This is a genomic window from Streptomyces sp. NPDC001617 (genome assembly GCF_053596855.1).
The window spans coordinates 15,555-35,129 of record NZ_JBSFHA010000006.1; the positions used below are offsets into that span (position 1 = coordinate 15,555).

A 19,575-nucleotide genomic window follows, 5' to 3' on the forward strand; every position below is an offset into this window, starting at 1 on the left:
CGACGACAAACAGCCGTCGCGCGAAAACTTCACGGCAGCTCCACCACGGCGGTGATGCACTTGCCGCCGGCGGGCAGTTCGGACACGCGCACATCGCGTGCCAGGCGGCAGACGATGGGCCACCCGTGGCCGCCCACCCGGTGCCGGCCGCACGCGTCGACCGGCGGCCTCACCACCGGCACCTCGTCGCTGCGGTCGCTCACCGAGACACACAGACAGGGTCCGGCGACATCGACGTGGAAGTCCGTGACCCCACCCCCGTGCAGAATGGCGTTGCTCGTGAGTTCGGAGGCCACCAGCAGAGCGTCACCGAGGGCTTCGGGATCGCACGTCGTGTGGGTGGCGCGGCAGCGCTCGCTCACCACCCGCTCCACGGCCCGGCGCGCCTCGACCGGCCTGCACAGCCGTGTCGGCCCGGCGCCTGCCGCGCCCGGCGGCTCGTAGGCGGTTTCGGTCGTGCGCTTCTGGCACATCGCCTGGCTCCCTGTCGGTGGGTGAGTTCTGGCTCCTGATCGGTGAGGGATACAGCCGAGCCCGGCCACCCGCGACCACCGCACCGGGCGGGCACCGCGATTCTCTTCTGTTCGGCTCACCGGCATCCGCCCCGCCAAACCTCCTGTACGGGGTCATGAACACCGGTCTTTCCGCAGCGCGACGGGGTACCCGGTCGTTATGACCGATGTCGTGGACTCAGACGAACTGCTGCGCCGTCTCCGGCGCGCCCACGCCTGCGCACAGCAGGAGGAGCGAGCCTGGCGGGCGCGCCGCGACGACCTCGGGGCGGCCGAGCCGGATCCGGCGCGCGACGCCGTGGTACGGACGCTGGCGTACGAGACGGTGGTCCGGGTGCTGGACGAGGTCCTGACCCCCGGCAAGCACACCGGCCCGGTCTGACCAGGCACTCCGTTCAGCCGACGGGCCGGCCGATGGGCACGGAGGTGGAGGCGGGCATGGCCCCCGCGAAGTGAAACCGGTCACTTGACCCGATTCTGGCTGCGCGAACCCGCGCGGATGGTTTACCGTTCATTCATACGTGGTGGCGGAGTGGACCGCATCGTCCTCCGGCATCACCGCGAACGGCCCTGGCTGGTCTCCCCCGTCCAGCCAGGGCTTTTTCATGCCCTGGTGCGCTGTCGCGCGAAAGTCGTCGTCCGCCGAGGTGCTCGGGGCGCCCACAGCGGCTGAAATGGGCGTAGGCAAACACCGGACCCCCTGCCGGCGAGGAGCCCCGCGTCATGACCAAAGCGATAAAACTGCTGACCGCCCTCCCCCAGCCCCAGCGACAGCGCCTGATGGCACTCGCCAAGGAGGTCTCCTTCCCGGAGGACACCCGGATCTTCGAGGCGGGGGGCCGGGCCGACCGGTTCTGGGTCATCCGCTCGGGGGCGGTCTCCCTCGACCAGCGGGTCAACTCGCTGCAGCGGGTGACCGTGGCCAGCCTCGGCTCGGGCGATCTGCTCGGCTGGTCCTGGCTGTTCCCGCCGCACGAGTGGGACTTCGGCGCGGAGGCCTTCAGCCCGGTGCGCGCCTACGAGTTCGACGCGGCGCAGGTGCTGCGGCTGTGCGAGGAGGACCCGCAGCTCGGCATCGTGCTGGTGCGCAGCGTGGCCGAGATCCTCGCGCACCGGCTGGAGATGACCCGCGGCAAGCTGATGGAGCAGTACGCGGGGCACCGGCGCGGCGTCCTGTAGCCCCTCAGACGCGGTAACGCCGCAGGGCCGGCACCGCCGCGGCGAGGGTCAGCATCACGGCGACGACCAGGAGGCCGCCGCCCGCCACGGCCGTGCGCGGGCCGAAGGCCGAGCCCGCGGTTCCGTGCAGGACGTCGGCGAGTCGCGGGCCGCCCGCGACGACGACCGTGAAGACGCCCTGCATACGGCCGCGCATCTCGTCCGTGGCGGCGGACAGCAGGATCGCGCCGCGGAAGACCATCGAGACCATGTCGGCGACCCCGGCGACGGCCAGGAAGGCGGCCGCGAGCCACAGGTTGCCGCTCAGTCCGAACCCGGTGATCGCCGCACCCCAGGTGACGACCGCGCCGATGACCATCCAGCCGTGCCTGCGGGCCCGGGAGAAGGTGCCGGAGAACAGCCCGCCCAGCACGGCCCCGATGGGGATCGCGGCGAACAGCAGGCCGAGGGCGAGCCCTTCACCGTAGGAGCTGAAGGTCTGGGCGGCGAGCTGCGGGAACAGGGCGCGGGGCATGCCGAAGACCATCGCGATGATGTCGGCGAGGAAGGACAGCAGCAGCACCTTGTGCAGGGAGATGTAGCGAAAGCCCTCCGCGATCTCGCGCACGCCGGCGCGGCGAGCCGCGGCGCCCGCGAGCGGGGGCAGTGACGGCAGCCTGTAGACCGCCCAGACGGTGACGCACAGCGCGAGGGCGTCGATCAGGTACAGCTCGGGCAGGCCGATGACCGGGATCAGGGCGCCGGCGAGCAGCGGTCCGACGACCTGGCCGGTCTGCATGACGGTCGAGCCGAGAGCATTGGCGGCGGGCAGCTGGGCCTCGGGGACCAGGCGGGCGATGGAGGCGTTGCGGGCAGGGGCGTTGAGGCCCCAGAACGCCTGCTGCATCGCCAGCAGGACCATCAGCGCGGCCACCGACTCCAGGCCGGTGACGGCCTGGAGCCAGAACAGCAGCGAGGTGACGGCTATGCCGCTGTTCGTGATCAGCAGCAGCTTGCGGCGGTCCATGCTGTCGGCGACCGCGCCGCCCCACAACGCGAACACGATCAGCGGCAGGAGGCCGGCGAGGCTGGCGGCGCCGACCCACGCCGAGGAGCCGGTGATGTCGTAGATCTGCTTGGGTACGGCGACCGCGGTGAGCTGGCTGCCCACCGCGGTGACGATGGTGGAGGACCAGAGCCTGCGATAGGCGGGGATGCGCAGCGGGCGGGTGTCCATCGCCCAGCGGCGCCAGCCGCGCCGGGGCGGGTCGACCGCGACGGGGTCCGGTGCCTGCGGTTCGGTGCTGCTCTCGCTGGTGTCCACGGGCTTCCTGGTTGCTCGATACATCTTTCGGGGCCAGGGTCACTATCCCAGCACCGTCCGAGAGTTCGGGACGCGCAGTCTCAGTTTGTGGACTTCACACCGCGGACTTTCACGCCCTGGCGACGAGCGTGACGCCGAGCGTGATCATGGTCGCCGCGACGAGCCCGTCCAGCACGCGCCAGGCGGACGGCTTCGCCAGGAAGCGGCTGAGCAGTCGGCCGCCGAAGCCGAGCGCCGCGAACCAGCAGAGGCTGGCGAACGCGGCGCCGAGGCCGAAGGTCCAGCGCAGCGCGCCGCGGTCGGCGGCGATCGAGCCGAGCAGGAAGACGGTGTCGAGGTAGACGTGCGGGTTGAGCCAGGTCAGCGCGAGGCAGGTGAGCACCGCCCGCCTGCGTGACCCCTCGGCCCGGCCCTCGGTGCTCAGGGCGCCCTGCGGCCTGACCACCCGGCGTGCGGCGAGGGCGCCGTAGCAGAGCAGGAAGGCGCCGCCGATCCAGCCGACCGCGGTGAGCGCCCCCGGATACGCCACCACCAACGCGCCGACGCCGCCGACTCCGAGGGCGATCAGGGCCGCGTCGGACAGGGCGCAGATCCCGACCACGGCGAGGACGGCGTCACGGCGGATGCCCTGCCTCAGGACGAAGGCGTTCTGGGCGCCGATGGCGACGATGAGTGAGAGGCCGGTGCCGAATCCTGCGGCCGCGGTGGTCAGGGCGTTGGTCATGCCATCGACGTTACGGAGACGATCACTGCCCGTACAGCTAAAGATTCTTACGTATCATTAGCGGATATGAAGTCCGAGCTGACCGAGCTTCCCCTGGACCAGGTGCGGACGCTGCTCGCGGTGGTGGACGAGGGCACGTTCGACGCGGCGGCCGCCGCGCTGCATGTGACGCCGTCGGCGGTCAGTCAGCGGGTGAAGGCGCTGGAGCAGCGCACGGGCCGGGTGCTGCTGATGCGCACGAAACCGGTGCGGCCGACGGAGTCGGGCGAGGTCGTGGTGCGGTTCGCCCGCCAGCTGGCCCGGCTGGAGCGCGACGCGCGCGCCGAGCTGGGCATGAGCGGGGCAGGGGAGCCGACGCGCGTGTCGATCGCGGTCAACTCCGACTCCCTGGCCACCTGGTTCCTCCCGGCGCTCACCCGGGTGCGGCACGAGCCCCGGCTCTGTTTCGAGCTGCGTCGCGAGGACGAGACCCGGACGGCGTCGCTGCTGCGGGAGGGGCTGGTGATGGCCGCGGTGACCTCCTCGCCCGAACCGGTCACGGGGTGTTCCGTGCGCGCGCTGGGCCGGATGCGCTATGTCCCGGTGGCCGACCCGGACTTCGCCCGCGAGCACCTCGACGGGCCGCTGCGGGACGTACTCGCCGTCGCGCCCACGGTGACCTTCGACCGCAGCGACGACCTGCAGGACGCGTTCGTGCGCCGGCTGCGGCGCGGCGCGGGCGGTGCGAGTCCGGTACGGCACTTCGTGCCGACCTCGGAGGGGTTCGTGGAGGCGGTGGCCGCGGGGTTCGGCTGGGGTGTGGTGCCGGAGGTGCAGGCCGAGCCGCTGCTGCGGGCCGGGCGGCTGGTGAACTTCGCGCCGGACCATGCGGTCGACGTCCCGCTGTACTGGCAGCAGTGGAAGCTGGACTCACCGGCGCTCGCGGCGGTGGCCGAGGTGGTCGTGAAGGCGGCCGCCGAGGCACTGCGCGACTGAGCAGAAGGCCTCCGCCTCCCCGCCGCCCAACAGGTCGAGTGCGGCGGCCCACTGCGCCGGGGCGAGGGGGTCGACACCCTCCCCGTCCGTCCTCCGGTAGCCGGTTCCCTGGTCGTGCACGCGCCGGACGAAGCCGTCGCGCATGACCAGGTAGGACAGGACCGCGGCGGGGTGTTCGCGCAGGGCGGCCGACAGGCCGGGCAGGGACTCGGCGGTGAGGTTCTCCGTCACGGGATGTGGCCGTGGATCAGCAGGCGGGGATCGAGGTCCTGGACGGTCCGCAGTGCGCCGAAGAGGCCCTCGGCCGATCCTTCCGGGAAGAACGGCGCGCCGAGGTAGGTCATGCACATGTCCCCGGTGAACACGACGTCCTGGTCGGGGAGATGGACAAGGAGACCGTCGCTGGTCCCGCCCCCGGCGATGGGAATGAGGTCGAACCGCGTGCCGCCGACGGTCAGTGTCTCGGGCCGGCCGACGAGCCGGTCGGGGACGACCTGCGGGCGACGGGTCCGGTCCGACGGGACCAGGCGCGGCAAGGGCGGCGGGCCCGCTGCCTGGAGCGTCAGGAACTCAGGGTCCGCAGCTGCGCGGCGGCGCTGTCCAGCAGCATCTCCAGGGCCGTCGGATAGGCGCTGTCGACCATGCGGGTGGCCAGCAGGGGTGCGGCCTCGGCGATGCGGGGGTGGGTGGTGCGGGGCAGACGGGCGTACGTGGAGCGCCACATGTCCTCGTCGGCGTGCAGGGCGGCGCTCGGCAGGGCCAGGGAAGCGGCGTCGAGGGCGGCGAAGGCCAGGGTCTGGTCGATGAAGGCGTGGTAGATGCGCACGGTGTCCGGGAGCGGGAAGCCGGCGGTGCGCAGCACGTCCAACACGGCCTCGTCGGCGGCCAGTTCATTGGCCCGGCCGGTGACACGGCTCGTGGTCAGCACGGCCGCCTGCGGGTGGCCGACGTACACCGCGTGGATGCGCAGGCCGACGGTGCGCAGGTCGGCCCGCCACTCCCCCGTCGGCCGCCAGCCGTCGAGGGCCTGGCCGATGAGGGCGTCGCCGATGGCGAGCGTCAGGTCGTCCATGCCGCGGAAGTAGCGGTAGAGCGTGCTCGGGTCGGCGTCCAGGGCGAGGCCGAGGCGGCGGGCGGTGAGGCCGGCGCTGCCGTGCTCGCGCAGCATCCGCAGCGCGGTCTCGACGATCAGCCGCTCGGAGAGCACCGTGCCGCTCTTGGTGGGACGGCGCCGGCGCCGCTTCTCCTCGGGCACGACGGGCTTGGGCACGGCGACTCCTTATGCCAACGCCATTGACCTTACGTGAACCGGCGGCGTTGTATCTGCGGCAGGGCCCCTCGTCATCACTCCTCAAGGACAGGGAGATCTGTCATGCGTGTACTGCTCGTGGGCGCCGGCGGAGTCGGCACCGCCGTCACCCGGATCGCGGCCCGGCGTTCCTTCTTCGACGCGATGGTGGTCGCCGACTACGACCCGGCGCGGGCCGAGGCGGCGGTCGCGGCCGTCGACGACGCCCGCTTCAGCGCCGAGCGCGTGGACGCGAGCGACGAGGCCGCGGTGACGGCGCTGCTGCGCCGGCACGACTGCGACGTGCTCCTCAACGCCACCGACCCCCGCTTCGTCATGCCCCTGTTCCGGGCGGCACGGGCGGCCGACGCCGGCTACGTCGACATGGCGATGTCGCTGTCCCACCCGCACGCCGAGCGCCCGTATGCCGAGTGCGGGGTCAAGCTCGGCGACGACCAGTTCGCGCAGGCCGAGGAGTGGGAGAAGGCGGGCGCGCTGGCCCTCGTCGGCATGGGCGTGGAACCGGGCCTGTCGGACGTCTTCGCGCGGTACGCCGCCGACGAGCTCTTCGACGAGATCGAGGAGATCGGCGTGCGCGACGGGGCGAACCTCACCGTCGACGGCTATGACTTCGCCCCCTCCTTCAGCATCTGGACGACGATCGAGGAGTGCCTCAACCCGCCGGTCGTCTACGAGGCCGACCGCGGCTGGTTCACGACGGAGCCGTTCAGCGAGCCGGAGGTGTTCGACTTCCCCGAGGGCATCGGTCCGGTCGAGTGCGTGAACGTGGAGCACGAGGAGGTGCTCCTCGTCCCGCGCTGGGTGGACGCCCGTCGGGTCACCTTCAAGTACGGCCTGGGCAGCGAGTTCATTGAGACACTGAGGACGCTGCACCTGCTGGGTCTGGACCGGACGACGCCGGTGACCGTGCCGAGCGCGGGTGGACCGGTGGCTGTCTCACCGCGTGACGTCGTCGCCGCATGTCTGCCCGACCCGGCGACGCTGGGCGAGCGGATGCACGGCAAGACCTGTGCGGGCACGTGGGTGCGGGGCACCAAGGACGGGGCGGCGCGCGAGGTGTACCTGTATCACGTGGTCGACAACCAGTGGTCCATGAAGGAGTACGGCAGCCAGGCCGTGGTGTGGCAGACCGCCGTCAACCCGGTCGTCGCTCTCGAGCTCCTCGCCACCGGCGCGTGGTCGGGCTCCGGCGTCCTCGGCCCGGAGGCGTTTCCTGCCCGTCCGTTCCTGGATCTGCTGAGCGCGTACGGCTCTCCGTGGGGCGTGCGGGAGCAATAACACCGTTTCTTCGCGACTTTCGCTGTTTCACTCGCGCATCGACAGGTGACCCGAAAACGAGTAAGCCATTCGCGAGGGCACGTACGACTTCGATCGCAGGTGACTGATGATGGACAACTGGCGAGACCAGGCCGCGTGCCGTTACGAGGACCCCGAGCTGTTCTTCCCGATCGGCACCTCAGGCCCCGCGTTGCTGCAGACGGTTCAGGCGAAGGCGGTGTGCGGGCGGTGTCCCGTGCGCGAGCGGTGTCTGGAGTGGGCGCTGGATCATGGGGAGATTCTGGGGGTTTGGGGTGGTATGGGGGAGATGGAACGGCGGGCGTTGCGGCGACGGCGGGCACGGGCGGAGGCGCGCCGAGGGTAGGGCCAATCGATAGAGCCCCGCGCCCCTAGGGGGTAGGACCGGCCGGCAGCCTCAAAGTGAACTCGGCTCCTGTGCCGGGTTCGCTTGCTGCTGTGACGCTTCCTCCGTGCGCGGCGATCAAGTGGCGGACTATCGACAGGCCCAGACCGCTGCCTCCGGTCCGGCGGCTGCGGGATTTCTCGGCTCGCCAGAAGCGGTCGAAGACGTGGGGCAGGTCCTCCGGGGCGATTCCGCTTCCGGTGTCCGTGACGGTGAAGACGATCTCGTCACCCTCACGGCGGGCCGTGAGGGTGACCGTGCCGTCGGGTGGGGTGTGGCGCAGGGCGTTGGAGACCAGGTTGGCCAGGGCCTGGCGCAGGCGGACGGGGTCCGCTTCCAGCCATGTGGTGTCGTCGGCCTTGGTGTGGACGGTGACTCCGGCCGTGGCGGCCGCGACGTGGTGGGCGGCGGCCACCTGGTCGAGGAGTTCGTCGGCGCGGACCGGCTCGGGGTGCAGGCGCAGGGTGCCGGCGTCGGCGGCCGCGAGGTCCTGGAGGTCGTCGATGATGCGCTGGAGGACCACGGCCTCCTCGTGCAGGGAGGAGAGGAGGGCCGGGTCGGGGTCGACGACTCCGTCCCGGGTGACCTCCAGCCAGCCGCGGATGTTGGTGAGCGGGCTGCGCAGTTCGTGGGCGATGTCGCTCACCATGGCCTTGCGCTGGTCCTCCAGGCGTTCGCGGCGCTCGGTGAGGTCGTTGAACGCCTCGGCCAGGATGCCCGTCTCGTCGCGGGTCGTGACCGGGACCCGGACGTGCAGTTCCGGGGGCTGTTGAGCCGCCGCGGTGAGTGCGCGCAGGGGCCTGACGAGGCGGGTCGCGACCACGGCGGTGACCGCGACCGTGACGGCCAGGACCAGGCCGACCACGCCGACGATCTTGGCCTTGTTGGCCGGGGACATGTCGAAGCGGGGCGGGGTGGTGTCGTCGCCGCCGAGGAACAGCTCGGCCACCGGGGCCACGTACGGGTCGAGTTGGGCGCGCAGTCCGTCTTCGGCGCAGGTCTTGGCCGTCTTGATGGCCGCCTCGTTGTCCACGGCGTACTTGGCGAGGACGTACCTGCTCAGCGGGTTGCTGCCCCTCGGGTTGAGCCGGAGGAACAGGGGCGCGTTCGGGCTCTGGCCGTGCTGCCTCAGACAGGCGCGGGCCGCATCGGTGAGGGAGGCGAGGGCCTTCTCCTCAGTGGGCGTGGGGTTGTCGAGTTGGTTGTAGCCGCATTCCTCGGGGAGGAGGGCGGTGGCCTGGGTGCCGTCCTGGTTGAGGATGACCGGTCGGCCGCCGGGGACCGTGGAGACCTTGGTGTCGATGCCGAAGCGGGAGTAGCACGTCCGTTCCTTGTTGGCGACAGCCTCCAGCTCGGAGCGCTCTCCGGCCGTGAGCTGATAGGGGCCCACCGCACGTGGGTCGATGCCGCTCAGCTGGGCGCCGGTCTCGGTGTACGTGTCGGTGTGCAGGGGGTCGACGGTGGCGGCGGCACCGATCGGCAGGGCGGTGCCCTTGCCGGCCGAGTCGGCGATGAGCGTGCGGTCGGCGGTGGTCAGGGCGATGCGGCGGCCGGTGCGCTCGGACAGGGTGCGAATCAGGGGCTGGACCCCGGTCCACCGGGGATGGGTGGCGGCATAGCCGCTGAGTTCGGCGAGGATCTTCATGTCGTCGGCGAGGTCCTGGCCCTGCTCCTCACGCAGGGCTCGGGTGGTGGTCTCCACCGCGAGCCAGGTCGTCGCCGCCACGGAGCACACCGCGATGAGCGCCGAGGCGAACAGCAGGCGGACCAGCAGGCGTTTGCGCAGCGGGATGCGGCGCTTCACGGGCGGCCGCCGCTGAGCTTGTAGCCCACCCCGAACACGGTCAGCAGCCGGACCGGGCGGCGCGGGTTCGCCTCGGTCTTCTTGCGCAGGTTCATGATGTGCACGTCGACGGCCCGCTCGGTGGAGGCCCGGTCGAGACCGCGGGTGACCTCCAGCAACTGCCGTCGGGTGAAGACCCGTTCCGGCTCCCCCGCCATGGCCAGCAGGATCTGGAACTCGGCCGGCGTGCACTCCACCGGCTCGCCGTCACAGCGCACCTCGTGCCGCTGCGGATCGACGGCGAGCCCCGCGGCCCGTACGACCGGGTCCTCGCGGACACCGACGGCGCGCCCGCTGCGCCGCAGCACCGTGCGGATACGGGCCATCAACTCCCGCGGGCTGTACGGCTTGGTCATGTAGTCGTCGGCGCCCAACTCCAGGCCGAGCAGGACGTCGTCCTCGTCGGAGCGCGCGGTCAGCATCAGCACCGGGATCTCCTCATCGGCGCTCCGCAGCACCCGGCACACACCGAAGCCGTCGACCACGGGGAGCATCAGGTCGAGGACCACGAGGTCGGGTCTCAGGCGTCGGGCGGCAGCCAGCGCGGCCCCGCCGTCGTGGACGACGGTGGCCGTGTGGCCCTCGGCCAGCAGGGACCGGCGTATGAGTTCGGCCTGCATCTCGTCGTCCTCGGCGACCAGCACATGTGCGCACACTCGGCGGATCCTAAGCGGTCAGCGGGCGAGGGACGTGGCGTCCCCCATGACGATGACGGGGTGCAGCTCCGGGTCGAGCGCGCGGAGCAGCTCCTTCATGTGCTTCTCCGCGATGCTGACACAGCCGTGGGTGGGGCCGCCGTGGTCCACGTGGATCCAGATGCCACCGCCGCGCTCCGACCCGAGCGGGCGGGTCCAGTCGAGGGGTGAAGTGCCGGGTTTGCGGTTGTAGTTGATGGCGACGACATAGTCGAAGGCACCCGCCAGCGACTCGCCCTCGAAGCCGGTGCCGGGCGAGGTGAAGGAGTAGGAACGGTGGTACGGCAGCTTCGAGCCGGGGTCGCCGAGCAGCCCGCCGGCGTCGGTGAGGCCGTAGACACCGATCGGCGAGCGCAGGTCTCCGGCCGTGTGGTGGTCGGTCCAGCCCCTGAGGGCGTTGTGGGCGGGCCAGCTCGCGCCGGCCTGCCAGCCGGTGGCGGTGCGCTCGTACAGGCCGAGCGTGGACAGCGGGGAGTTCTGGTCCTTGCCGGTGACGATGACGGCCTGGCGGGCGTCGGCGGGTATCTCGGCCAGCGTCTTCGGTCCCAGGCCGGACAGTTGCAGCGGGGCGGACTCGGCTCTCGCCCTGGACGTCGGCGTGGGGATCGGTACCGCCCCGGAGGTGCTCGTTCCTGTCGTGTCACCGCCGGAGGGATGGCCCGGCGTCGCCATGGCCCCGCCGCCGCATCCCGTCAGGAACAACAGGGACGCGGCGAGCAGGGCGGCACGGGGTCTGCGCGTGATCATGAACGCATCCTGGCGCAGAGATGTAAGGAACCGGTCAGGTTCTAGGCCTTGTTCGGCTTTCCCTGCTGATAGAGCCAGGATTGGAACAGGCCGTTCAGATCCTTTCCGGACTCCCGTTCGGCGAGATGCACGAACTGCGCCGTCGTACCGTGTGCGTTGCGGTGCTCGGCCGCCCAGGTCCGCAGGATGCGGAAGAAGGTCGGATCGCCGACGGCCTTGCGGAGTTCGTGCAGGGCCATGGCGCCGCGGGCGTAGACGGGCGTGCCGAAGAGGTTCGCGCCGCTGCCGGGGTTGCCGGGCGGGAAGGACCACAGGTCGTCGCTCGCGGGGCGGGCGTAGAGGGAGTCGAAGGTCTTCTGTGCGCTGTCGCCGCCGTGCTGTTCGCTGTAGAGCCACTCGGCGTAGGTCGCGAAGCCCTCGTTGAGCCAGATGTCCTTCCAGGTGGTCAGGGAGACGGAGTCGCCGAACCACTGGTGGGCGTTCTCGTGGACCAGGGTGCTCAGGTCGGGCGCCGAGTCGTAGAGGGGCCGCGTCTGGGTCTCCAGGGCGAAGCCGACGTCCGGCGCCTTGTCGACGATCGATCCGGCGTCGCGGTACGGGTAGGGCCCGAACAGCTTGCTCTCCCACTCCAGGACGGAGGGCAGCTTCTTCAGCACCGGCGCCGCGGCGGAGGCCTCGCGCGGGTCGACGGCGTTGTAGACGCGGATGCCGTCACGGGTGGTGTACCGCTCGACCTTGAACTTCCCGACGGTCGCCGTGGCGAGGTAGGTGGCCATGGGCCGGCTCTCGCGCCAGTGGAAGGTGGTCTTCCCGTGCGACGTCCGCTGCGAGAGCAGGGTCCCGTTGGACACGGCGGTGCGGCCCTTGGGGACGGTGATCGTGATGTCGTACGAGGACTTGTCCTTGGGGTGGTTGTTCCCCGGGAACCAGGTCATCGCGCCCTGCGGCTCGCCGGCGACGAAGGCGCCGTCGTCGGTCTTGATCCAGCCGTCGGCCGAGCCGTCGGGGTCGGTCACCTGCTTGGGGGTGCCGCTGTAGGTGACCTTGACGCGGAACTCCTGGCCCTTGCGCAGGGGGTGGCGCGGGGTGACGACGAGTTCCTGGCCGTCGCGGCGGAAGGCCGCCCTGGTGCGGTCGACCGTCAGACCGGTGACCTTCAGGCCCTTGAGGTCGAGGTCGAAGCGGGTCAGCCGCTGGGTGGCACGGGCGGTGAGGACAGCTGTGCCGTCGAGGTGGCGGCTCGCCGTGTCGTAACGGAGGGTCAGGTCGTAGTGCTCGACGTGGTAGCCGCCGTTGCCCGCGAGCGGGAAGTAGGGGTCGCCGACGCCGGGCGCGCCGGTGTCGGCGGCTACCGCGGTGCCGGCGCCGGCGAGCAGTGCCGCGATCGCGACGGGGACCGTCGTGGTCACCGTGGTGTGTCTGACGACCTGTCTGCGGGATTGCCTCACGTGCGCTCCTGGGGGATGGCGTTGATCGGTCGGCCCCAGGCTAGAGAGCCGAACGACTGGGATTCCTCCTCCTTTTGGCCAAGTCACGCAACGTGACCCCACATGGGCGCACTAGCCTCGGCAGCAGCCGCCACCCGAGAAAGGCACGACCGTGAGCGTTCACGTGCGACGCGTCTATGACCCGCCCCGGCCGGAGGACGGCGTCCGTGTCCTGGTCGACCGCCTGTGGCCGCGCGGCCTGTCCAAGGACGCGGCGCACGTCGACGAGTGGCCCAAGGCCCTCACCCCGTCGACCGAGCTGCGCCGCTGGTATCACGCGGGCGAGAGGTCCTACGAGGAGTTCGCGAGCCGTTACGAGGCCGAGCTGGCCGAACCCGAGGCCGCGGAACTCCTCGAACATGTGAGGGAGTTGGCGGGCAAGGGCACGATCACGCTGCTGACGGCGTCGAAGACTCCCGACGAGAGCCACGCGAGCGTGCTGGCCCGCCTCCTCCACGCGTGAGGCGTCAGCGCGTCTGCTTCGCCGCCGCCCGTCCCGCGGCCCGCCCCGAGAAGAGGCAGCCGCCGAGGAAGGTGCCCTCCAGCGCGTTGTAGCCGTGGACGCCCCCGCCGCCGAAGCCGGCGACCTCGCCGGCCGCGTACAGACCGTCGATCGGCGTGCCGTCGGCGCCCAGGGCGCGGGAGTCGAGGTCGGTCTGGATGCCGCCGAGGGTCTTGCGGGTGAGGACGTGCAGCCTGACGCCGATCAGGGGGCCGGCGGCCGGGTCGAGGATGCGGTGCGGGGAGGCGACGCGGCCGAGACGGTCGCCGATGTAGCGGCGGGCGTTGCGGATGCCCTGGACCTGGGAGTCCTTGCTGTACGGGTTGGCCATCTGCAGATCGCGGGCCTCGATCTGGCGGCGCAGCTCGGCCGCGTCGAGCAGCGGCTTGTCCGTCAGCTCGTTCATCTTCGCGACGAGTTGCTCCAGGTTCGGCGCGGTCACGAAGTCGGCGCCCTTGCGCAGGAAGGCGTCCACCGGGCCCGGGGCGCCCTTGCCGAGGCGGTTCTTCAGGACCGCCGCCTTGTCCTTGGCGGTGATGTCGGGGTTCTGCTCGGAGCCCGACAGCGCGAACTCCTTCTCGATGATCTTCTGGGTGAGGATGAACCAGGAGTGGTCGTGGCCCGCGATGTCCTCGGTGGTGCGCAGGTGCTTGAGGGTGCTCAGGGTGTCGTAGCCCGGCAGGCAGGGGTCGGGCAGGCGGCGGCCGAGGGCGTCGAACCACATCGAGGACGGGCCGGGCAGGATGCGGATGCCGTGGCCGGGCCAGATCGGGTCCCAGTTCTGCACGCCCTCGGTGTAGTGCCACATGCGGTCGCGGTTGACGAGGCGTACGCCCGCCTCCGCGCTGATGTCGAGCATGCGGCCGTCGACATAGGCGGGCACGCCGGTGACCATCTCGGTGGGCGGGGTGCCCAGGCGCTCGGGCCAGTAGCGGCGGACGATGTCGTGGTTGGCGCCGATGCCACCGGTGGTCACCACGACGGCCTGGGCGGTGAGTTCGAAGTCGCCTACGCGGTCGCGGTTGGAGGCGACACCGCGGGCCGAGTTGTCCTCGGCGAGGACCGTGCCGCGCACCCCGCGGGCGGTGCCGTCCTCGATGACGAGCTCGTCGACCTGGTGGCGGTGGTGGAAGGTGAGCAGGCCGTCGCGCGCGGCCTGCCTGGCGGAGTCGACGAAGGGCTCGACGACGCCCGTGCCGGTCCCCCAGGTCACATGGAAGCGGGGCACGGAGTTGCCGTGCCCGTCGGCGCGGAGGTCGCCGCGCTCGGCCCAGCCGACGGTCGGCAGCAGCTTGATGCCGTGACTCTCCAGCCAGGGCCGCTTCTCCCCCGCCGCCCACTCGACGTACGCGCGCGCCCAGCGCACCGCCCAGGAGTCCTCGTCGTCCGTCCGGTCGAACTGCGCGCTGCCCTGCCAGTCGCTCCAGGCCAGGTCGAAGGAGTCCTTGATGCCGAGGCGGCGCTGCTCCGGGGAGTCGACGAGGAAGAGTCCGCCGAACGACCAGAATGCCTGGCCGCCGAGGTTGGCGGCGTTCTCCTGGTCCACCAGGGCGACGCGCCGCCCCCTGCTGGTGAGTTCGTGCGCGGCGACCAGGCCCGCGAGGCCCGCTCCGACGACGATGACGTCCGCATCCATGGCGACCGTTCCCTTTCTCAATGGGCTCGTTGGGGGTTGCCGCTGCCGTCGGTCAACAGCGCGGTGAGAAGTTGCTTCAGCCAGACGCGGGCGCGCTCGACGTCCTTGTCCAGCAGGAGTTGGGTGGTGACTCCGTCGTAGGCGGCGACCACGGCATGGGCCGCGCTCTCCACGTCGCCGAGGACGGCGGGCAGCCGGGGGAAGCCCTGTGCGCGGGCCAGCCGGTCGGCGATCGCGCGCCGCAGCCGGGCCCGGTGCTCCAGCAGGGTCTCGGCCACCTGCGGATCGCGGGCGGCGTGCACCAGGAAGTCCGTCTTCACCAGGAGCCAGTCCAGGTCGAGGAGCAGCACTTCGGTGACACGGTCGACAGCCGCGGGTACGTCGAGGTCGGGGCCGTCCAGGGCGAGGGCGCCGGCGACCTGCTCGGCGATCAGGTCGGCGCGCTGCTGGTAGAGGGCGAAGAACAGCTCGTCCAGGCTGTCGAAGTTCGAGTAGAAGGCGCCTCTGCTGTACCCGGCGGCCTCGCAGACCTCCTCGATGGAGACCCGCCCGAACCCCTTGGCCGCGAACACCGCGAACGCGGCGTCGAGCAGGTTCGCCCGCGTGCGCACCCGGCGCTTCGTCACGCGCCGCGCCGTCTCCTCGACCACCATGCCGGTCCCTCCGTTGGATACAGGAATGTATCCGATACGTCGATGTATCGAAAGCACAGGCGGCGAAGGCTTTGCCCGACATCCAGCCCGGCATCCGGCCCGACATTTAGTGGGAACATATTTTCGATTAAGGAGTACGCTGGATCCATGACCACGCACCTCCAGGGCTCGCTCTTCGACCAGACCGACCGGCTCCGCCTCGGCCCCCTCGACGGGATCCGCCGGACGCCGCTCGGGCTCGGCGCCTGGATCGACGTGCTGCCCGGATGGCTGGCCGGTTCGGACACGCTGTTCGAACAGCTGGCCGCCGAGGTGCCATGGCGGGCGGAACGTCGCACGATGTACGACCAGGTCGTGGACGTCCCGCGACTGCTGGCGTTCTACAGCGCGGACGACCCGCTGCCGCACCCGGTGCTGGACGAGGCGCGGGAGGCGTTGAGCGCGCACTACGCCGACGAGCTGGGTGAGCCGTTCACCACGGCGGGCCTGTGCTACTACCGCGACGGCCGGGACAGCGTGGCCTGGCACGGCGACCGGATCGGGCGCGGTGCGCGGGAGGACACGATGGTCGCGATCCTCTCGGTGGGCGCACCGCGTGACCTGCTGCTGCGTCCGATGCGAGGGGGCGACACCGTGCGCCGGCCGCTGGGGCACGGGGACCTGATCGTCATGGGCGGCTCCTGCCAGCGGACCTGGGAGCACTGCGTACCCAAGAGCACAAGGGCCTCGGGACCGCGCATCAGCATCCAGTTCCGCCCGCACGGCGTGCACTGAGGCGGAGAGGCGGCCGCTTCGGATGCACGCGGGGGCGGCCTCCGGCGGACGGTGCCGGAGGCCGCCCTTCCTCCTGCCCCAGGTTGGCGCGGACCGGACGCCTCCGGTCCCGCCCCCGTCTGCTTTGCTGAGGCCATGCAGGCAGACGTACGTCAGGTCGCCGACGGTATTCATCTGGTGCGCGGCAGCAACACGAACTGGGTGATACTCGCGGACGGGGACGAGGTCACCCTCATCGACACCGGCTACCTGGGTGACCGGCAGCAGCTGCTCGCCTCCCTCGCGGCGGTGGGCAGTTCCCCGGAGGCCGTCGCGGCGGTGCTGATCACCCACGCGCACAACGACCACCTGGGGTCCGCCGAGTTCCTGCGCTGCACCTACGGCACGCCCGTCTACCTCCACGAGGCCGAAGTGCCGCACGCCCGACGGGAGTTCCTGCAGCAGGTGAGCGTCGGGCAGGTGCTGCGCAACAGCTGGCGGCCGGGGGTGCTGCCCTGGGCGCTGCACACCCTGCGCGTCGGCGGTATGGCCGACGTGCCGGTCGCCGCTGCCGAGGCGTTCCCGGTGCCGGGCGCGCTGGACCTGCCCGGCAGGCCCGTGCCGGTGCACACGCCGGGCCACACCGACGGGCACGTGGTCTTCCATCTCCCGGACGCCGGTGTGGTGATCGCGGGCGACGCGATCGGAACCGGTCACCCCACCTCACGCATCCAGGGGCCGCAGCTGCTGCCCGACATGTTCCAGCACGAGCGCGCCCGGGCCGTGGCCTCGCTCGACGTGATCGCCGCACTGGAGGGCGATCTGCTGCTGCCCGGACACGGTCCCGCGCACCGCGGTCCAGTCCGTGAGGCGGCACTTCAGGCCAAGGAGCGCGCCCTTTAAGGTGAGGTGACGATCACCCGCGAGGCAAGGACACGCGAGCCATGGCACTGCAGATCAGCGCGACCAACCCGGAGCACCCCGCGCTCCTGCTGGAACTGCCGTGGCAGCTGCCGCTGGAGGAGTGGCCGGAGGAGTACCTGGTCCCGCTGCCCCGCGGCATCTCCCGGCACGTCGTGCGCTACGCCCGCGCAGGCGACGAGGTGATCGCCGTCAAGGAACTCGCCGAACGGCCCGCGCTGCGCGAGTACGAGCTGCTGCGCGACCTCGACCGGCTCGGCATCCCCGCGGTCGACCCGCTGGCCGTGGTCACCGGCCGCACCGACGGCGAGGACGCCCCACTGGAGCCGGTCCTGATCACCCGGCATCTGCGCGGATCGCAGCCGTACCGCTCGATGTTCGAGACCACCATGCGCCCGGCCACCATGCACCGCCTCATGGACGCCCTCGCCGTCCTGCTGGTGCGTCTGCACCTGGCCGGGTTCGCCTGGGGCGACTGCTCCCTGTCCAACACCCTGTTCAGACGGGACGCGGGCGCCTACGCCGCCTACCTGGTGGACGCCGAGACCGGCGATCTGCACCCCCAACTCAGCACCGGGCAGCGGGAGTACGACCTCGACCTCGCCCGCGTCAACATCAGCGGCGAGCTGCTGGACCTGGAGGCGTCCGGGGCGCTGCACCCGTCCGTGGACCCGGTCGAGTTCGGCATGGAGATCTGCGCGCGCTACGGCGACCTGTGGCAGGAGCTGACCCGCACCTCCGTCTACCCGGCGGGCAAGTACCACTACATCGAACGCCGGATCCGCCGCCTGAACGACCTCGGCTTCGACGTGGCGGAGATGCAGATCCAGCACTCCTCGAACGGCGACACGGTCACCTTCGTGCCCAAGGTCGTCGACGCCGGCCACCACCAGCGCCAACTCCTGCGCCTGACCGGCCTGGACACCGAGGAGAACCAGGCCCGACGGCTGCTGAACGACCTGGAGAGCTGGATGGCCACCCAGGAGGACTACGCCCCGGGAGACCCCCTCGCCGCCCGCCCCGAGGTGCTGGCCCACCGCTGGGTGCGGGACGTCTTCCGGCCCACCGTGCGGGCCGTACCGCTCGAACTGCGCGGCACGATGGACGCGGCCGAGATCTACCACGAGCTGCTGGAGCACCGCTGGTACCTGTCCGAGCGGGCCCAGCAGGACATAGGCCTGGACGTGGCGGTCGAGGACTACATCCAGAACATCCTGCCCACGGCCCGCGAGACGCTGCAGCCCACGACCGGCGAGTGACTCAGGCGTGCGGGACCACGGCCACCGGACACTCCGCGTGGTGCAGGACCCCGTGCGCCACCGAGCCGATCCGCGCGCCCACCGCCGTACGGTGCGCACGCCGGCCCACGACCATCAGCTGGGCCCGCGCGGCCACCGCCAGCAGCACCTGCCCCGCGCTGCCGATCTCCACGTGCTCGACCACGGGGACGTCCGGGAACCGCTCCCGCCACGGCTGAAGGGCCGCGGTGAGGGCCCTCTTCTCGTACGGCTCCAGTCCCCCGGCCTCGTCGAGTAGCTCCATGGAGGCGGGGCTGTACGCGAACACCGGCGGCAGCGTCCAGGCCCGTACCGCCCGCACGGTCGCCCCTCGGGCGGCCGCCGTCTCGAACGCGAACCGCAGCGTCTCGGCGCTGTCGTCCGGCTCGCCCTGCTGACCGACGACGATCTCGCGGCCCGCCGCCTCGGTCGAGGGCTGGTCCCCGGCGCGGACGAGCACCACCGGCCGGGTCGCCTCGGCGATGACCTGCTGCCCGACCGACCCGAGCAGGAACCCGACGACCGGCCCGTGCCCCCGTGAGCCCAGCACCAGCAGCTCGGCCTCCGCCGCCGCGCCCACCAGCGCGTCGACCGTCTCCCCCTCCAGCACCTCGGTGGTCACCTCCAGACCGGAGTGCCGCGCGGCGACGGCCTGCGCCGCCTGGGCGACCGCGTCCCGCACCCAGCCGGCCTGGGTCTCCTGACCGGCGGCGTCGATCGCGTCGTACGGCTGGAACCGCCAGGCCTGCACCACCCGCAGCGGGAGCCCCCGGCGGACCGCCTCCCTGGCCGCCCAGTCCAGTGCGGCCAGGCTCTCCTCGGTTCCGTCGACCCCAGCGGTGATCGGGCGCGTCATCCGACTGCCTCCAAATGTCGTGGTCACGTCGCTTCAGTCTTCACTACGCTGACGCCGTGGCCTTGGAATGGGAGCAACTGAACGTGGACGCGGCCGACCCCGTCGCCCTGGGACGCTGGTGGGCCGAGGCACTGGGCTGGGTGGTCGTCAACGACTCGGCCGACGAGTACGAGATCCGGCCCGAGAAGGACCGGCTGCCGGGGCTGCTCTTCGCGCCGGTGCCCGAGGGCAAGACCGTCAAGAACCGGCTCCACCTGGACTTCCGTCCCGACGACCGGGACGCGGAGGTGGCCCGGCTGCTGGCGCTCGGGGCGCGGCGCGCGGACGTCGGGCAGGGCGAGCAGACATGGGTGGTGCTGCAGGATCCGGAGGGGAACGAGTTCTGCGTGCTGTCCTCGCGGCACGGCTGAGGGGTCCTGCCCGCTCCGTATCCGGCTGCCCGCGCCATATCTGAGCGAAGCGGGACGATCGAACATACGATGGGCGGGAGCCGGCGCGGCGACCGCCTTTGCGACAGGGCTC

23 protein-coding genes are annotated in these 19,575 nt (G+C 71.5%); 10 read left to right on the forward strand and 13 right to left on the reverse strand.

Going from position 1 to position 19,575, the window contains the following annotated elements:
* Positions 1 to 29: 29 nt before the first annotated feature.
* On the reverse strand, positions 30 to 473 hold the full coding sequence (locus ACWC09_RS06620) for an ATP-binding protein (RefSeq protein WP_450849165.1): 444 nt from the start codon (positions 471 to 473) through the stop codon (positions 30 to 32).
* A 199-nt stretch (positions 474 to 672) separates the two neighbouring features.
* Between ACWC09_RS06620 and ACWC09_RS06625 the strand changes: the two genes are divergently transcribed.
* Together ACWC09_RS06625 and ACWC09_RS06630 are read left to right on the forward strand one after the other, a co-directional pair.
* On the forward strand, positions 673 to 894 hold the full coding sequence (locus ACWC09_RS06625; protein WP_450849167.1) for a hypothetical protein: 222 nt from the start codon (positions 673 to 675) through the stop codon (positions 892 to 894).
* A 341-nt stretch (positions 895 to 1,235) separates the two neighbouring features.
* Positions 1,236 to 1,691, forward strand: a complete 456-nt coding sequence (locus ACWC09_RS06630; protein ID WP_450849168.1) for a cyclic nucleotide-binding domain-containing protein — start codon at positions 1,236 to 1,238, stop codon at positions 1,689 to 1,691.
* A 4-nt stretch (positions 1,692 to 1,695) separates the two neighbouring features.
* Here the strand turns inward: ACWC09_RS06630 and ACWC09_RS06635 are convergent, their stop codons facing one another.
* Together ACWC09_RS06635 and ACWC09_RS06640 are read right to left on the reverse strand one after the other, a co-directional pair.
* Entirely contained in the window at positions 1,696 to 2,994 is a 1,299-nt protein-coding gene (locus tag ACWC09_RS06635; RefSeq protein WP_450849170.1) for an MFS transporter, read from the reverse strand.
* A gap of 109 nt (positions 2,995 to 3,103) precedes the next feature.
* Entirely contained in the window at positions 3,104 to 3,718 is a 615-nt protein-coding gene (locus tag ACWC09_RS06640; RefSeq protein ID WP_450849172.1) for a LysE/ArgO family amino acid transporter, read from the reverse strand.
* A 66-nt stretch (positions 3,719 to 3,784) separates the two neighbouring features.
* Between ACWC09_RS06640 and ACWC09_RS06645 the strand changes: the two genes are divergently transcribed.
* Positions 3,785 to 4,693, forward strand: a complete 909-nt coding sequence (locus ACWC09_RS06645) for a LysR family transcriptional regulator ArgP (protein WP_450849174.1) — start codon at positions 3,785 to 3,787, stop codon at positions 4,691 to 4,693.
* On the opposite strand, the gene ACWC09_RS06650 is transcribed toward ACWC09_RS06645, so the two are convergent.
* Genes ACWC09_RS06650 through ACWC09_RS06660 form a run of 3 tightly spaced genes read right to left on the reverse strand, consistent with a single transcriptional unit; the run spans position 4,628 to position 5,963 of the window.
* A complete protein-coding gene (locus ACWC09_RS06650; protein WP_450849176.1) occupies positions 4,628 to 4,924 on the reverse strand; it encodes a hypothetical protein in 297 nt (98 codons plus the stop codon). The two genes, ACWC09_RS06645 and ACWC09_RS06650, sit on opposite strands and share 66 nt — an antisense overlap.
* Complete coding sequence (locus tag ACWC09_RS06655) at positions 4,921 to 5,229, reverse strand: MBL fold metallo-hydrolase (protein WP_450849178.1); 309 nt, start codon at positions 5,227 to 5,229, stop codon at positions 4,921 to 4,923. The genes ACWC09_RS06650 and ACWC09_RS06655 overlap by 4 nt, the downstream gene beginning before the upstream one ends.
* Before the next feature lie 26 nt (positions 5,230 to 5,255).
* Positions 5,256 to 5,963: a TetR/AcrR family transcriptional regulator gene (locus ACWC09_RS06660; protein WP_450849180.1), complete on the reverse strand. Its 708-nt coding sequence runs from the start codon at positions 5,961 to 5,963 to the stop codon at positions 5,256 to 5,258.
* Between the two features lie 102 nt (positions 5,964 to 6,065).
* On the opposite strand from ACWC09_RS06660, the gene ACWC09_RS06665 reads away from it, so the two are divergent.
* Entirely contained in the window at positions 6,066 to 7,280 is a 1,215-nt protein-coding gene (locus ACWC09_RS06665) for a saccharopine dehydrogenase family protein (protein ID WP_450849182.1), read from the forward strand.
* 109 nt (positions 7,281 to 7,389) lie between these two features.
* Entirely contained in the window at positions 7,390 to 7,644 is a 255-nt protein-coding gene (locus tag ACWC09_RS06670; RefSeq protein WP_450849183.1) for a WhiB family transcriptional regulator, read from the forward strand.
* A 25-nt stretch (positions 7,645 to 7,669) separates the two neighbouring features.
* On the opposite strand, the gene ACWC09_RS06675 is transcribed toward ACWC09_RS06670, so the two are convergent.
* The 4 genes from ACWC09_RS06675 to ACWC09_RS06690 are packed head-to-tail and all read right to left on the reverse strand — an operon-like array spanning position 7,670 to position 12,416.
* Complete coding sequence (locus ACWC09_RS06675) at positions 7,670 to 9,487, reverse strand: sensor histidine kinase (RefSeq protein ID WP_450849185.1); 1,818 nt, start codon at positions 9,485 to 9,487, stop codon at positions 7,670 to 7,672.
* A complete protein-coding gene (locus ACWC09_RS06680; RefSeq protein ID WP_450849187.1) occupies positions 9,484 to 10,182 on the reverse strand; it encodes a response regulator transcription factor in 699 nt (232 codons plus the stop codon). Before ACWC09_RS06680 ends, ACWC09_RS06675 begins: the two co-directional genes overlap by 4 nt.
* Positions 10,183 to 10,200: 18 nt before the next feature.
* On the reverse strand, positions 10,201 to 10,968 hold the full coding sequence (locus ACWC09_RS06685) for a L,D-transpeptidase family protein (RefSeq protein WP_450849189.1): 768 nt from the start codon (positions 10,966 to 10,968) through the stop codon (positions 10,201 to 10,203).
* Between the two features lie 41 nt (positions 10,969 to 11,009).
* The gene (locus ACWC09_RS06690; RefSeq protein ID WP_450849191.1) at positions 11,010 to 12,416 is read right to left on the reverse strand and encodes a M1 family metallopeptidase; all 1,407 of its coding nucleotides are present in this window, start codon (positions 12,414 to 12,416) and stop codon (positions 11,010 to 11,012) included.
* 151 nt (positions 12,417 to 12,567) lie between these two features.
* On the opposite strand from ACWC09_RS06690, the gene ACWC09_RS06695 reads away from it, so the two are divergent.
* Positions 12,568 to 12,918, forward strand: coding sequence for a DUF488 domain-containing protein (locus ACWC09_RS06695; protein WP_450849193.1), 351 nt, complete (start codon positions 12,568 to 12,570; stop codon positions 12,916 to 12,918).
* A 4-nt stretch (positions 12,919 to 12,922) separates the two neighbouring features.
* Here the strand turns inward: ACWC09_RS06695 and ACWC09_RS06700 are convergent, their stop codons facing one another.
* Positions 12,923 to 14,593, reverse strand: a complete 1,671-nt coding sequence (locus tag ACWC09_RS06700) for an FAD-binding dehydrogenase (RefSeq protein ID WP_450849195.1) — start codon at positions 14,591 to 14,593, stop codon at positions 12,923 to 12,925.
* Between the two features lie 17 nt (positions 14,594 to 14,610).
* Positions 14,611 to 15,246: a TetR/AcrR family transcriptional regulator gene (locus ACWC09_RS06705; protein WP_450849197.1), complete on the reverse strand. Its 636-nt coding sequence runs from the start codon at positions 15,244 to 15,246 to the stop codon at positions 14,611 to 14,613.
* 147 nt (positions 15,247 to 15,393) lie between these two features.
* On the opposite strand from ACWC09_RS06705, the gene ACWC09_RS06710 reads away from it, so the two are divergent.
* The 3 genes from ACWC09_RS06710 to ACWC09_RS06720 all read left to right on the forward strand — a co-directional run bounded on the left by ACWC09_RS06710 (position 15,394) and on the right by ACWC09_RS06720 (position 18,179).
* Entirely contained in the window at positions 15,394 to 16,020 is a 627-nt protein-coding gene (locus tag ACWC09_RS06710; protein WP_450849199.1) for an alpha-ketoglutarate-dependent dioxygenase AlkB, read from the forward strand.
* A 135-nt stretch (positions 16,021 to 16,155) separates the two neighbouring features.
* Positions 16,156 to 16,902, forward strand: coding sequence for an MBL fold metallo-hydrolase (locus tag ACWC09_RS06715; RefSeq protein ID WP_450849201.1), 747 nt, complete (start codon positions 16,156 to 16,158; stop codon positions 16,900 to 16,902).
* 41 nt (positions 16,903 to 16,943) lie between these two features.
* Positions 16,944 to 18,179 (forward strand): DUF4032 domain-containing protein, encoded by a 1,236-nt coding sequence (locus ACWC09_RS06720; protein WP_450849203.1) that lies wholly within the window; start codon positions 16,944 to 16,946, stop codon positions 18,177 to 18,179.
* Between the two features lies 1 nt (position 18,180).
* Here the strand turns inward: ACWC09_RS06720 and ACWC09_RS06725 are convergent, their stop codons facing one another.
* Positions 18,181 to 19,053, reverse strand: coding sequence for a universal stress protein (locus tag ACWC09_RS06725; protein ID WP_450849205.1), 873 nt, complete (start codon positions 19,051 to 19,053; stop codon positions 18,181 to 18,183).
* A gap of 56 nt (positions 19,054 to 19,109) precedes the next feature.
* Between ACWC09_RS06725 and ACWC09_RS06730 the strand changes: the two genes are divergently transcribed.
* Positions 19,110 to 19,463: a VOC family protein gene (locus tag ACWC09_RS06730; protein ID WP_450849207.1), complete on the forward strand. Its 354-nt coding sequence runs from the start codon at positions 19,110 to 19,112 to the stop codon at positions 19,461 to 19,463.
* Positions 19,464 to 19,575 lie beyond the last annotated feature (112 nt).

Excerpts from the sequence above, each read along its gene's own strand:
- ACWC09_RS06725 (WP_450849205.1), bottom strand. The coding sequence starts at position 19,053 with ATGACGCGCCCGATCACCGCTGGGGTCGACGGAACCGAGGAGAGCCTG.
- ACWC09_RS06715 (WP_450849201.1), top strand. The coding sequence starts at position 16,156 with ATGCAGGCAGACGTACGTCAGGTCGCCGACGGTATTCATCTGGTGCGC.
- ACWC09_RS06665 (WP_450849182.1), top strand. The coding sequence starts at position 6,066 with ATGCGTGTACTGCTCGTGGGCGCCGGCGGAGTCGGCACCGCCGTCACC.
- ACWC09_RS06720 (WP_450849203.1), top strand. The coding sequence starts at position 16,944 with ATGGCACTGCAGATCAGCGCGACCAACCCGGAGCACCCCGCGCTCCTG.
- ACWC09_RS06625 (WP_450849167.1), top strand. The coding sequence starts at position 673 with ATGACCGATGTCGTGGACTCAGACGAACTGCTGCGCCGTCTCCGGCGC.
- ACWC09_RS06620 (WP_450849165.1), bottom strand. The coding sequence starts at position 473 with ATGTGCCAGAAGCGCACGACCGAAACCGCCTACGAGCCGCCGGGCGCG.
- ACWC09_RS06670 (WP_450849183.1), top strand. The coding sequence starts at position 7,390 with ATGGACAACTGGCGAGACCAGGCCGCGTGCCGTTACGAGGACCCCGAG.
- ACWC09_RS06630 (WP_450849168.1), top strand. The coding sequence starts at position 1,236 with ATGACCAAAGCGATAAAACTGCTGACCGCCCTCCCCCAGCCCCAGCGA.
- ACWC09_RS06705 (WP_450849197.1), bottom strand. The coding sequence starts at position 15,246 with ATGGTGGTCGAGGAGACGGCGCGGCGCGTGACGAAGCGCCGGGTGCGC.
- ACWC09_RS06685 (WP_450849189.1), bottom strand. The coding sequence starts at position 10,968 with ATGATCACGCGCAGACCCCGTGCCGCCCTGCTCGCCGCGTCCCTGTTG.
- ACWC09_RS06645 (WP_450849174.1), top strand. The coding sequence starts at position 3,785 with ATGAAGTCCGAGCTGACCGAGCTTCCCCTGGACCAGGTGCGGACGCTG.
- ACWC09_RS06640 (WP_450849172.1), bottom strand. The coding sequence starts at position 3,718 with ATGACCAACGCCCTGACCACCGCGGCCGCAGGATTCGGCACCGGCCTC.
- ACWC09_RS06700 (WP_450849195.1), bottom strand. The coding sequence starts at position 14,593 with ATGGATGCGGACGTCATCGTCGTCGGAGCGGGCCTCGCGGGCCTGGTC.
- ACWC09_RS06710 (WP_450849199.1), top strand. The coding sequence starts at position 15,394 with ATGACCACGCACCTCCAGGGCTCGCTCTTCGACCAGACCGACCGGCTC.